Annotated in this window: 13 protein-coding genes; 2 read left to right on the top strand and 11 right to left on the bottom strand. The window is 65.0% G+C overall.

The genetic code is table 11. The annotated features are described in order from the left end of the window. Positions 1–28 precede the first annotated feature (28 nt). Positions 29–649 carry a TIGR03085 family metal-binding protein gene (locus A3K89_RS18615; RefSeq protein WP_068428862.1) on the bottom strand — a complete coding sequence of 207 codons (621 nt, stop codon included), beginning with the start codon at positions 647–649 and terminating at the stop codon, positions 29–31. Between the two features lie 62 nt (positions 650–711). Here A3K89_RS18615 and A3K89_RS18610 point away from each other — a divergent pair, with 62 nt between their 5' ends. Continuing rightward, the gene (locus tag A3K89_RS18610) at positions 712–1,491 is read left to right on the top strand and encodes a sulfite exporter TauE/SafE family protein (RefSeq protein WP_068428859.1); all 780 of its coding nucleotides are present in this window, start codon (positions 712–714) and stop codon (positions 1,489–1,491) included. Positions 1,492–1,555: 64 nt separating this feature from the next. Here the strand turns inward: A3K89_RS18610 and A3K89_RS18605 are convergent, their stop codons facing one another. From A3K89_RS18605 to thyX, 3 genes are read right to left on the bottom strand one after another with little or no spacing between them, the layout of a single operon-like run. Next, positions 1,556–3,376, bottom strand: coding sequence for a ribonuclease J (locus tag A3K89_RS18605; protein WP_240930984.1), 1,821 nt, complete (start codon positions 3,374–3,376; stop codon positions 1,556–1,558). After that, on the bottom strand, positions 3,373–4,281 hold the full coding sequence (gene dapA, locus A3K89_RS18600; RefSeq protein WP_068428848.1) for a 4-hydroxy-tetrahydrodipicolinate synthase: 909 nt from the start codon (positions 4,279–4,281) through the stop codon (positions 3,373–3,375). Before dapA ends, A3K89_RS18605 begins: the two co-directional genes overlap by 4 nt. Before the next feature lie 37 nt (positions 4,282–4,318). After that, on the bottom strand, positions 4,319–5,071 hold the full coding sequence (gene thyX, locus A3K89_RS18595) for an FAD-dependent thymidylate synthase (protein WP_068428845.1): 753 nt from the start codon (positions 5,069–5,071) through the stop codon (positions 4,319–4,321). 100 nt (positions 5,072–5,171) lie between these two features. Here thyX and A3K89_RS18590 point away from each other — a divergent pair, with 100 nt between their 5' ends. Beyond that, positions 5,172–5,636, top strand: a complete 465-nt coding sequence (locus A3K89_RS18590; protein ID WP_068428844.1) for a toxin-antitoxin system HicB family antitoxin — start codon at positions 5,172–5,174, stop codon at positions 5,634–5,636. Between the two features lies 1 nt (position 5,637). Here A3K89_RS18590 and zwf read toward each other — a convergent pair whose 3' ends face one another. The 7 genes from zwf to A3K89_RS18560 are packed head-to-tail and all read right to left on the bottom strand — an operon-like array spanning position 5,638 to position 11,602. Further along, on the bottom strand, positions 5,638–7,098 hold the full coding sequence (zwf, locus tag A3K89_RS18585; RefSeq protein ID WP_068429200.1) for a glucose-6-phosphate dehydrogenase: 1,461 nt from the start codon (positions 7,096–7,098) through the stop codon (positions 5,638–5,640). A 19-nt stretch (positions 7,099–7,117) separates the two neighbouring features. Next, positions 7,118–8,338 (bottom strand): winged helix-turn-helix domain-containing protein, encoded by a 1,221-nt coding sequence (locus A3K89_RS18580; protein ID WP_068428841.1) that lies wholly within the window; start codon positions 8,336–8,338, stop codon positions 7,118–7,120. A gap of 51 nt (positions 8,339–8,389) precedes the next feature. Next, positions 8,390–8,839, bottom strand: coding sequence for a flavodoxin family protein (locus A3K89_RS18575; RefSeq protein ID WP_068428838.1), 450 nt, complete (start codon positions 8,837–8,839; stop codon positions 8,390–8,392). Continuing rightward, complete coding sequence (locus A3K89_RS18570) at positions 8,836–9,303, bottom strand: hypothetical protein (RefSeq protein ID WP_068428837.1); 468 nt, start codon at positions 9,301–9,303, stop codon at positions 8,836–8,838. The genes A3K89_RS18575 and A3K89_RS18570 overlap by 4 nt, the downstream gene beginning before the upstream one ends. Before the next feature lie 4 nt (positions 9,304–9,307). Beyond that, positions 9,308–10,102, bottom strand: a complete 795-nt coding sequence (dapB, locus tag A3K89_RS18565; protein ID WP_068428834.1) for a 4-hydroxy-tetrahydrodipicolinate reductase — start codon at positions 10,100–10,102, stop codon at positions 9,308–9,310. Positions 10,103–10,154: 52 nt separating this feature from the next. Then, positions 10,155–10,271, bottom strand: a complete 117-nt coding sequence (locus tag A3K89_RS26855; protein ID WP_442978241.1) for an MFS transporter small subunit — start codon at positions 10,269–10,271, stop codon at positions 10,155–10,157. Continuing rightward, complete coding sequence (locus A3K89_RS18560) at positions 10,268–11,602, bottom strand: OFA family MFS transporter (protein ID WP_068428831.1); 1,335 nt, start codon at positions 11,600–11,602, stop codon at positions 10,268–10,270. Before A3K89_RS18560 ends, A3K89_RS26855 begins: the two co-directional genes overlap by 4 nt. Positions 11,603–11,708: the final 106 nt, after the last annotated feature.

Raw genomic sequence — 11,708 nt, 5'->3', positions numbered from 1 at the left:
CGAAACCATCCGCAACACGAGCAACAGGCTAGAAGCTGCGGTCGAGCTTCCGGACAGCGTCGACGTCGGCGGCGTCGCCGTCGGCCTCGATCACGACTTCGGAGCGGCCGAACGCATCCAACAGCAGCTCCGACGGCAACCCGATCAGGACGACGGATCGATCGCCCTTGCTCACCGTCGCAGTCCGGCCGTCAGGAGTGCGAAGGATCACGCCGACGCCTGCCCCGCGGTACGCGAGACGTCCGATCTTCGACGCGATCGACCACAGCTTGTTCTCCATCGCCTCCGAGAGCACGCGCGGCTCCCATCCCGGCCGAGCGCGCCGCAGGTCCTCGTGGTGCACGAACATCTCGCCGACGTTGATCACCGGATCGAGCACCTTGAAGGGCGACCAGACCGGGGGTCCCGACGCGACCGCGGCCACCAGTTCCGGAAACGGCTGTCGCGCCACGCCCTTCTGGACCCGTTCGGTGTAGCCGGCGAGGAAGGGCACCAGAATTCCCGGCGCCGCGTCGAGACGCCGTTCTCGAACGACGAGGTGCGCGGCGAGATCGCGTGCGGTCCACTCTCCGCACAGCGTCGGCGCGGACTCCCCCACCGCGGTCAGAGTCGAGACGAGTTCAGCGCGTTCGTGTTGTGCGAGGCTCACACCGATACACCGTACGTGCCCCGTCGGCGATGCGCCGCAGGGCGAGCCGTAATCTCGGGCCGGTGCCGATCTCCGAAATTGTGATCATCCTCGTTGCAGGACTCGGTGCCGGAGCCATCAACGCCGTCGTCGGCTCGGGAACGCTGATCACGTTCCCCACGCTCGTCGCGTTCGGCTATCCGCCCGTCGTGGCGACGATGTCCAACGCCGTCGGACTCGTGGCGGGAGGCGTGTCCGGCACGTGGGGATATCGCCGCGAACTGCGCGGCCAGTGGAACCGACTGCGGTGGCAGATTCCTGCGTCGTTCCTCGGTGCTCTGCTCGGTTCGTGGTTGCTGCTGCACCTTCCGGAAACCGTGTTCGCCGCAGTCGTTCCCGTGCTGCTCATCGGGGCACTGATCCTGGTCGTGGCGCAGCCTCGGATTCAAGCCTGGGCGCGATCACGGTCGGAGGCCGCCGGCAAGGCAGCCGACCACGTCGGCCGAGGGCATCTCGTGATGCTGACGATCGGAACTTTCCTCGTCGGCATCTACGGCGGTTATTTCACTGCGGCGCAGGGGATTCTGTTGATCGGCGTGATGGGAGCGCTGCTGCCGGAGTCGATCCAGCGCATGAACGCGGCGAAGAATCTGCTGTCGCTGATCGTCAACATCGTCGCGGCGGTCGCGTACACGATCGTCGCGTTCGACCGGATCAGTTGGGCCGCAGCGGGATTGATCGCCGTCGGCTCTCTGGTCGGTGGGTCGATCGGCGCTCGCTACGGGCGGCGCTTGTCTCCCACCGCACTCCGCGCGACCATCGTCGCGCTCGGCATCGTCGGCCTGTGGCGGTTGTTGGCCTGAACGACCGATGCGTGCGTAGTCGGTCCGGAGACCGACTACGCACGCATTGATTGCCGCAGGAGCGTTATCCCACTTCCATGACCGTCGGGACGATCATCGGCTTGCGGCGATACTTCTCCGCCACCCACCGACCGACGACGCGTCGCACGGCTTGCGCGATGCGGTGCGTGTCGGTGACGCCGTCGGATGCGAGGCGCTGCAGCTCGGCTTCGACGAGCTGGCCGGCTTCCTTGAGCGCAGCCGGGTCGTCGGAGAATCCGCGGCCCGACACCTCGGGAGCTGCGACTGCACGTCCGGTCGTCGAATCGACGGCGACGGTGATCGCGATGAAGCCGCCCTCGCCGAGAATCAGGCGGTCCGACAGCGTGGAGTCGCCGACGTCGCCGACCGACAGACCGTCGACGTAGACGTGGCCGACCGGTACCTGGCCGACGATGCGCGCGAGACCGTCGACCATGTCGACGACGACGCCGTCCTCGGCGAGCACGACGCGGTCCTCGGCCACACCGGTGGCCTTCGCGAGCGCGGCGTTGGCGCGCAGGTGGCGCCACTCGCCGTGCACCGGCATGGCGTTGGTCGGACGCACCGCGTTGTACAGGTACAGCAGCTCACCGGCGGATGCGTGTCCGGAGACGTGCACCTTGGCGTTCTGCTGCGTCACGACGGTGGCGCCCCGCTTCGCGAGACCGTTGACGACGGCGAAGACGGAATTCTCGTTGCCCGGAATCAGCGACGACGCCAGCACGACGAGATCGTTGGCCTTGACGTTGATCTGGCGGTGCTCACCGCGAGCCATGCGCGACAGCGCCGACAGCGGCTCGCCCTGAGATCCGGTGGAGATCAACACGAGTCGGTCGTCCGGCAGCGTCGCGGCGACGTCGACGTTCACCTCGAGACCGTCCGGAACCCGGAGGTAGCCGAGGTCCTGAGCGATCTGCATGTTGCGAACCATCGACCGGCCGACGAACGCGACGCGGCGGTTGTAGCGCTCGGCGACGTCGATGACCTGCTGAATGCGGTGCACGTGGCTGGCGAACGACGCGACGATGACGCGTTGCTTGGCCTTGCCGATGACGGTGTCGAGGACACCGCCGATCTCACGCTCGGGAGTGACGAATCCGGGAACCTCCGCGTTGGTCGAGTCCACGAGGAACAGGTCGACGCCCTCGTCACCGAGCCGCGAGAAGCCTGCCAGGTCGGTCAGTCGGCCGTCGAGGGGCAGCTGGTCGAGCTTGATGTCACCGGTGTGCAATGCGAGGCCCGCGTCGGTACGGATCGCGATTGCCAACGCGTCGGGAATCGAGTGGTTGACGGCGAAATATTCGCACTCGAACGGCCCGTGGGTAGTCTTCTCCCCCTCGGTGACCTCGACGAGGTTGGGGCGCAGCCGATGCTCACGGCATTTCGCGGCGACGAGCGCGAGCGTGAACTTCGAGCCGACGACGGGAACATCGGGACGCAGACGCAGCAGGAACGGCACCGCGCCGATGTGGTCCTCGTGGCCGTGGGTGAGCACGACGGCTTCGACGTCGGCCATGCGGTTCTCGATGTGCCGGAAGTCCGGGAGAATCAGGTCGACGCCGGGCTGCTGGTCCTCCGGGAACAGGACGCCGCAGTCGACGATCAGCAACTTGCCCTGGTGCTCGAACACCGTCATGTTGCGGCCGATCTCGCCGATGCCGCCGAGCGCGACGACACGCAGGCCCTTGAACGGTGCCTTCGGCGGCGTCCCGAGACGCTCGGTGGGGTCTATCTCGCGACGGTTGTCCGGTCGCTGAGTCCGTGCCGAGTTCTGCACGACGGGTCGTGACTGCTGGGCGGGACGTGAAGTGGGCGGTCCTGCGCTTCGAGTTGCGCGGCCGCGTGATCGTGCTGGTCTGCTCATACAAGTACTCCTGCTGCCCGCAGATCTGCTGCGAGCAATTCGATGTGTTCGATGCTCGGCGGCACCTGGGGAAGTCGTGGTTCACCGACGTCGAGGCCGATGAGACGCAGTCCGGCCTTGGCCGCGCTGACGCCACCGAGGCGTGCGACGGACTTGATGACCGGGATGAGGCTGACGTTGATCGCCTGTGCGCGGGCGATGTCGCCCATCATGAACGCGGTGTGCAATTCGCGTAGGCGAGCGGGAACGAGGTGTCCGATTACGCTGACGAAGCCGGTGGCACCGACCGACAGCCACGGAAGGTTCAACGGGTCGTCTCCGGAGAAGAACTGCAGGCCGGTCGACGCGATCAGCTCGGCGCCCGCGTTGAGGTCGCCCTTGGCGTCCTTCACCGCGAGAATGCGGGGATGGTCGGCGAGACGACGCAGAGTCTCCGTTTCGATCGGGACGACCGAGCGCGGAGGGATGTCGTACAGCATCACCGGTAGGTCGGTCGCGTCGGCGACGGCGGTGAAGTGCGCGTAGATGCCCGACTGAGGCGGACGCGAGTAGTACGGGGTGACCACGAGGAGGCCGTGCGCGCCTGCGCGGGCTGCGTCACGAGCCAGTTCGACGCTGTGCGCGGTGTCGTTGCTGCCGGCACCTGCGATGATCCGAGCGCGGTGGCCGACGGCGGCGATGACAGCACGCATGAGATCGAGCTTCTCGTTCTCGGTGGTGGTGGGAGACTCGCCGGTCGTACCTGCCAGCACGAGACCGTCGTGGCCCTGCTCGACGAGGTGATGCGCAAGACGCACGCCCGCGTCGATGTCCAGCTTTCCGTCGGCCGAGAACGGGGTCACCATAGCGGTGAGCACCGTGCCGAACGGAGACTGGATGGGCGGAGCGGCATCACCGTATGTCATGGTCGGAAAGGTTACCCGGTGGTCTCGACCGCTTCGATCAGACCTCGGTGACGAACGGACTGTGCGCCACCTCCGAGCCGTCGGCGAGGACCGAGATCTCGAAGTCGCCGAAGACGTCCGGCGCTACCGTCGCCAGCTGGCGCAGACACGCGACGGCGACGCGTCGAATCTCGACGTCGGCATGCTCGGACGCGCGCATCGACACGAAATGACGCCACGCCCGGTAGTTACCGGTGACGACCACCCGGGTCTCGGTGGCGTTGGGCAACACGGACCGAGCCGCCTGACGCGCCTGCTTGTTGCGCATCGCCGCACCGGTGACGCCCTCGAGCTTGTGTTCCAGCGCCGCGAGCAGTTCGGCGTAGGCCTCGCGGGACGCGTCGGTCGCGGACGTGAACAGCGCTTCGAGCTCGGGATCGCCTTCGATCGCAGGGGGCACGATGACGTTCGCGTCGCGCTCGTTGACGAACCGCTGCGACAGCTGCGAGTACGAGAAGTGGCGGTGACGGATGAGCTCGTGGGTGCACGAGCGCGAGATGCCGGTGATGTAGAAGCTCACGGACGCATGCTCGAGCACCGAAAGATGCCCGACGTCCAGAAGGTGCTGGAGATACGACGCGTTCGTCGCCGTCCGCGGGTTCGGCTTGGACCAGCTCTGATAGCAGGCGCGCCCGGCGAACTCGATCAGCGCCTGTCCGCCGTCGGCGTCGGTCTCCCACGGGATGTCCTCGGGCTGGACGAAATCGGTCTTCGCCACCAATTGCACCTTCAGCGAAACCGTCTTCGACACCGCGTCCCTTCCGCCCCTGCTGCTGAAATATCAGTGCGACTGTAGTCGTACGTCACTGTGACGCCTTGCATGACGTCACTTATGACGTCACACTGGCGTCATGGAACTCGATTCGTACACCGCGTCGTTGCGTGCCGACCTCCTTGCCGCGGCTGCCCTCGGCGACGAACGGACACGACAGACCGCCGACGCCCTCGGGTCTGCAGCCCAGGCGTCGGCCAGGTTGATGTTGCTGCAGGCCCTGTCCGATTTCGCCGAGGAGATCTCGGCGCAGATCGACGGCCACTCGGTGCACCTGCGTCTGACCGGGAACGAGGCCGTAGCCGATGTCACCCGTGACGTCGACCCGGCCGAGACCGAGGCGACGACACCCGAGCCCGAGGACTATCCGACGATGGAGGACGTCACCGGCGAAATGCGACGCGTCACGCTGCGCATGGTCGAGCACGTGAAGGAACGGGCCGAGGAGGCCGCGTCGATGAACGGGGTGTCCCTCAATTCGTGGCTGTCGCAAGCGGTTCAGGGCGCGTTGCGCGACCAGATGCGCAAGGAACGTCCGTACTGATTCAGTTGCTCCTCGTCGATTCGGTGTTCTCACGCCAGGCACGCTCGAACGGCAGCCGCCAGGCGTTCGGAGCGATCAGCTGATGAATGGCATTGGGACCCCACGATCCCGGCGCGTACTGACGCACGGGCGGCGGGTCCGCGAGTAGCGGTGCCGACACCTCCCACAGCCGTTCGATGCCCTCGGCCGTCGTGAACAGGGTGTGGTCGTCGTGCATTGCGTCGAGAATCAGTCGTTCGTAGGCTTCGAGAACGTCTGCGGCCCTTTCGGTGTCGCCGATCGCGAACTGCATGCTCAGTTTGTCCAACTTCATGCCGGGGCCGGGGCGTTTGCCGTAGAACGACAGCGACACCTTCGACGCGTCGGCGAGGTCGAACGTCAGGTGGTCGGGACCTTGTGCGCCGACACCGGAGCCCGCCGGGAACATACTCTTCGGTGGCTCGCGGAACGCGATGGAGATGATGCGTTGTCCCTCGGCCATCTTCTTTCCGGTGCGTAGGTAGAACGGCACGCCTGCCCAGCGCCAATTGTCGATTTCGCACCGCAACGCGACGAACGTGTCGGTCTCGGAATCGGGTGCCACGCCCGGTTCCGAGCGGTAGCCGTTGTACTGCCCGCGTACGACCTTGCGCGGATCGAGGGGAACCATGGATCGGAAGACCTTGTTCTTCTCTTCGCCGATCGCGCCCGGTTCCAGGGCAGTCGGCGGCTCCATCGCCATGAACGCGAGGATCTGGAACAGGTGGGTGACCACCATGTCCTTGAATGCTCCGGTCGACTCGTAGAAGTTGGCGCGGCCGTCCAACGACAGCGACTCGGGAACGTCGATCTGAACGTGGTCGATGAAATTCCGGTTCCAGATCGGTTCGAACAGACCGTTCGCGAACCGGAACGCCAGAATGTTCTGTGCGGGTTCCTTGCCCAGGAAGTGGTCGATGCGGAAGATCTGCTCCTCGTCGAACGTCTCGTGCAGTCTGGCGTTGAGCGCGATCGCGCTGTCCAGGTCGGTGCCGAACGGCTTCTCCATGATGATGCGTGACCGCTTCACCAGATCGGCCTCGCCGAGCATGTCCACGACTGCCAGAGCGGCCTTCGGCGGGACGCTCAGGTAGTGCAGGCGTCGAACGTCAGGCCCGAGTTCCGTTTCGGCGTGTGCGACCGCTTCCGCGAGCGCGGCAGGCCCGTCCTTCTGCGAGACGTAACTGAGTTTCCCTGCGAATTCCCGCCACTGCTCCTCGGACACCTTACGAGACGAGAACTCGTCGATCGCTTCGAGAGCCATCTGCCTGAACTCGTCGCTCGTCATCTCCTCCAGCGACGTTCCGACGACGCGGATGCGCGGCGCCAGATCGGACAGAACGAGATGCATGAAGCTGGACAACAGCTTTCGGCGTGCCAAGTCGCCGGTCGCTCCGAACAGCACGACGACCTGGGGTGGCAGTTCTTCGGTGGGCGCGGTCATGAAATGAATGGTGTCATCATCACGCCGACGCCGCGAGTGCTGCAACCAGATCCCCACGCTCCCCGATGACGATGGTCCCCAGTTCGAGCCAGTCGGCCATCTCGCGTAGTACAGGCAGGAGCCGGTCCGCGATGACGGCCGCGTCGCGGTCGCCGTCGACGAAGGCCCCGAGAACCTGCAGTTCCGATCGGGCTCGGTCGCCCTTGAGGTCGACGCGCGCAACGAGTTCCCCGTCCATGAGAAACGGGAAGACGTAATAGCCGTGAATGCGCTTGTGCTGTGGGGTGTAGATCTCGATGCGGTAGTGGAAGTCGAAGATTCGCTCCACCCGTGGCCGAAAGAAGATCATCGGGTCGAAGGGGCACAGCAGAGTAGAACCCTTGGCGGAGCGGGGAATTCGTGCGTCGACGTGCAGGTAGGCAGGCGCGCCCCACCCGTCGACCTCGACGGGTTCGAGCGTCCCCGCCTCGACGAGGTCGACGATCGCCGCCTTGGTCTGCTTCTGCGAGAGTCGGTAGTAGTCACGCAGGTCCGGTTCGGTCGCGATTCCCAGTGCCACAGCGGAATTCGTGACGAGCTGGCGCACGGCATCGGCTTCGTCGACGTTCCGAGCGAGGATGTCCGCCGGGATGACCCTTTCCGTGAGGTCGTAATGCCGGACGAAACCGGCGCGAGTATCGACGGACACGACACCGGCTGCGAACAGCTGCTCGCACACGACTTTGACGTCACTGCGATCCCACCACGGCCCCTTGCGGCCCGGCCGCTCCACGTCCAACGCGCGCTCGATCTCGCCTGCGCTGGACGGACCCGAGTCGGTGATGACGGCCAGAATGTCGTCGGCCAGCGTGGGGTTTCGCTCGAGCACGGTCTTGGCGCCACCCCATCGTCCGTGTTCGTAGAGTTCGGTACGCCAACGCATCAGCGGCCAGTCCTCGACGGGGATCAACGCGGCCTCGTGCGCCCAGTATTCGACGAGCTTGCGTGGACTGCGCTTGGTGTCCGTCCACGCAGCCCTGTCCACGAGAGTGCGGTCGTACTTCCCGACGCGGCTGAACAAGGGTGCGTAGTGTGCACGCACCAGCACGGACACCGAGTCGATCTGAAGCAGACGGTTCCTGTCGATCACTTTCTGCACAGCACGCGTCGACGCCCCACGATCGGTCACCGGATGCGGCGACGCCAGCCCCTGGGCAGCAAGAGCTGTACGCCGCGCCATCGCTGCACTCATCTCGCGCATACCGCCACCTTGCCACGGGGCACCGACACGTATCGGCGGCATCCCACCGCGTCAACCCATCAGCGTCGCCGCGAGAATTCCTCCGAGTTCGTAGCAGGAGTCACGCGCAGCCTTGTCCACGGCCGTGACTTCCACTGCAGCAGAGACTTGTTCGAGCGCCCACCCGGTCACGATCTTCGACATGGCCGTGACCGCGCCCGCCGTGTCGTTGTTGCCATGCACCCACATTCCGTACGGACGCCCGGCGACCGCGTCGAGGCACGGGTAATACGTGGTGTCGAAGAAGTGCTTGAGCGCACCGCTCATGTAACCGAAGTTCGCGGACGTGCCGAACAAGTAGCCGTCGGCACCCAGCACGTCCGGCACCGTCGCGCCCAGCGCAGGGACACTCCGAACCGTCACACCCTCGATCTCCGAATCACCCGCTCCCGCCAGAACCGCTTCCAGTAGTTCGCGCGTCGACGGAGACGGCGTGTGATGGACGACGAGGAGTGTGGTCACTTCGACGCCGACTCCGCACGCTCGAGTGCAACCGCGCGCTTCATCGTCTCGCGAGCCCGGCCCCGGTCGCCCGCATAGTCGTAGGCCCTGGCCAGCCGGTAGGAATTGCGCCAGTTGTCGGGGTCCTTCTCCCACTCCCCCTTGACCTGCTGGAACAGCTCGTCGGCGGCGTCACGGGAAATGCGCCCCGACGGCATCCGCGGAAGATCGGACACGTCGAGCTCGAGATCCTCGTCCCGAACTCGCGACGCCAGGTGCTGGTGTTCGAAACCTGCCTTCAGCGTCGCCCACACGATCCACAGTCCGATGACGGGAAGCAGAATCACTCCGACACCCAGCCCGACGTTCACGGCACCACCGGTCTGGATCAACGAGACACCGCGTCGACCCAACAAGTAGAAGTAGAACGCCAGAATCGCCACCATCACGGCGATGGTGAGCAGGATCTTCGTCGCCTTGTTCATGGTTCTACAGGTCCAGGAACGGATCGAGTCCGACGGTCAAGCCGGGACGACCGGCGATCTCCCGCACACCGAGCAGCACGCCCGGCGCAAAGGACGTGCGGTCGAGCGAATCGTGACGAATGGTCAGCGTCTCACCGAGGGTTCCGAACAACACTTCCTGATGCGCCACGAGACCTGCGAGCCTGACCGAGTGGACGCGCACTCCGTCGACCTCCGCGCCACGGGCGTGATCGAATTCGGCCGTCGTGGCGTCGGGACTCTTCGCGACACCTGCCTTCGCACGTGCGTCGGCGATGACCTCGGCAGTGCGGTACGCGGTACCCGACGGGGCATCGGCCTTGTTCGGGTGGTGCAATTCGATGACCTCGACCGAATCGAAGAACCGCGCGGCCTGCTCGGCGAAACGCATGGTGAGTACGGCTCCGATGGCGAAGTTCGGCGCGATCAGAACTCCCGTCTCGGGGGAGCCTTCCAGCCAGGACCGCACGGTCGCGAGTCGCTCCTCGTCGAATCCGGTGGTGCCGACGACGGCGTGGATTCCGTTCTCGACGAGGAACCGCAGATTGTCCATGACGACGTCGGGATGCGTGAAGTCGACGACGACCTGCGTCGAGGCGTCGACGAACGTCGACATCGGGTCGCCCTGATCGACGGTCGCCACGAGTTCGAGGTCGGATGCGGCGTCGACGGCAGCACAGATGGCCTGCCCCACCTTGCCGCGGGCTCCGAGAACGCCGACCCGGATAGGTGCTTCTGAACTCACGACTGCTCCACTCTGTGCTCCGACCGGAAAATCCATGCAGGTGGAAGCCTACTGACTGTGGAGCCGCCGTTCGTACGCTGGTCGCGCGTCACCCTCCGAAGAGGTTCTTCGCCTTCAGGGACAGTTCGTACAGCCCGTAGGCGAAGGGAACGGCGACCCAGATCCAGGCCACGACCATCACTGTTCGTTGACGTGCCTCGTTCATGCCGACGCCTCCTTCTCGTAGAACTTCTCGTTCACCGGCTTGATCAATTCGTTGGCCACGAACCCGATGACGAGCAGAGCGATCATCACGTAGAACGCCGGAAGATAGCGACTCGTCGAACCGGCGTCACCCGCGTCGGCAATGGCGTTGACGATCAGCGGGCCCAGCACGCCTGCGACCGACCACGCGGTCAGCAGTCGACCGTGGATGGCACCGACCTGATACGTCCCGAACATGTCCTTGAGGTACGCGGGCATGGTCGCGAAACCTGCGCCGTAGAACGACAGGATCAACAGCGCCGAGATCAAGAACAGCACCTTGTTCGAATTGGTGAACACCGCGATGTACAGATACAGCAATGCACCGACACCGAGGTACAGACGGTAGATGTTCTTCCGTCCCACCAGGTCCGAGACCGACGACCACACGAACCTGCCGATCATGTTCGTCAAGGACAGGAAGGCGACGAAACCGGCTGCGGCAGCAGCCAAAGACTCGGCGGAGAGGGCGTCGGGGAAGAAGTCCTGGTAGATACCTGACGCGCGCTCCAGAATCCCGATGCCGGCAGTCACGTTGAAGCACAGCACGATCCACAGCAACCAGAACTGCGGGGTCTTGACGGCATTCGCAGCCGAGACGTTGTGCGTGGACACCAGCGGCGACGACGTGTCGGGATTCCATCCCTTCGGCTTCCAGTCGTCGGCCGGAACGCGGATGAGGACGACGCCGAGCGCCATGAAGATCGCGTAGCCGACGGCCAACACAAGGAACGTCTTGGCGATGGACGCGTCGGTGAATCCGCCGAAGCCCGAGAGCAATTGGGTCGTGAGCGGCGAGGCGATCAATGCGCCGCCACCGAAACCCATGATTGCGATACCGGTGGCCATGCCGGGTCGGTCGGGGAACCACTTCATGAGTGTGGAGACCGGTGAGATGTAGCCGATACCGAGCCCGATTCCACCGACGAACCCGTAACCGAAGATCACGAGCCAGAACTGACCGAGGCTCATTCCCAACGCGGACAACAACAATCCGCTGACGAAGAAGATCAGCGAGACGGCCATGGCCCAGCGGGGCCCGTTCTTCTCGACGCGGGTGCCGAAGATGGCCGCCGACAGTCCGAGCATGACGATTGCGAGTTGAAACGGAATCGCGGTCACGGTCCCGCTGAGGTCCGAGGCGGTCGGCGCGGAGATCGCGCTCTTGAACACGCTCCAGGCGTAGGCCGATCCGATCGCCAGGTGAATCGACAGCGCCGCGGGCGGAATCAGCCAACGATTCCATTCCGGAGTCGCGACGACTCGCGCGCGTTCGAGGATGGGCAGAGTCATGCGTACCCCTAGTTCGTGGTTTCTCGATACTGTGTCCGGTTCTTTAGTGAGTCAAACATCACACCACCCGATCCGGTGCAGTGGGGTCACCCCGTCGGCGCTACCG

This window comes from Rhodococcoides kyotonense (assembly GCF_001645385.1).
GTDB lineage: Bacteria > Actinomycetota > Actinomycetes > Mycobacteriales > Mycobacteriaceae > Rhodococcoides > Rhodococcoides kyotonensis_B.
This window is presented reverse-complemented; position numbering and strand designations above follow the sequence as displayed.

What these genes read in the sequence shown, in the direction of transcription:
- A3K89_RS18580 (WP_068428841.1), bottom strand. Translation starts at nt 8,338, where the DNA reads ATGCGCGAGATGAGTGCAGCGATGGCGCGGCGTACAGCTCTTGCTGCC.
- A3K89_RS18570 (WP_068428837.1), bottom strand. Translation starts at nt 9,303, where the DNA reads ATGAACAAGGCGACGAAGATCCTGCTCACCATCGCCGTGATGGTGGCG.
- dapB (WP_068428834.1), bottom strand. Translation starts at nt 10,102, where the DNA reads ATGGATTTTCCGGTCGGAGCACAGAGTGGAGCAGTCGTGAGTTCAGAA.
- zwf (WP_068429200.1), bottom strand. Translation starts at nt 7,098, where the DNA reads ATGACCGCGCCCACCGAAGAACTGCCACCCCAGGTCGTCGTGCTGTTC.
- dapA (WP_068428848.1), bottom strand. Translation starts at nt 4,281, where the DNA reads ATGACATACGGTGATGCCGCTCCGCCCATCCAGTCTCCGTTCGGCACG.
- A3K89_RS18560 (WP_068428831.1), bottom strand. Translation starts at nt 11,602, where the DNA reads ATGACTCTGCCCATCCTCGAACGCGCGCGAGTCGTCGCGACTCCGGAA.
- A3K89_RS26855 (WP_442978241.1), bottom strand. Translation starts at nt 10,271, where the DNA reads ATGAACGAGGCACGTCAACGAACAGTGATGGTCGTGGCCTGGATCTGG.
- A3K89_RS18605 (WP_240930984.1), bottom strand. Translation starts at nt 3,376, where the DNA reads ATGAGCAGACCAGCACGATCACGCGGCCGCGCAACTCGAAGCGCAGGA.
- A3K89_RS18590 (WP_068428844.1), top strand. Translation starts at nt 5,172, where the DNA reads ATGGAACTCGATTCGTACACCGCGTCGTTGCGTGCCGACCTCCTTGCC.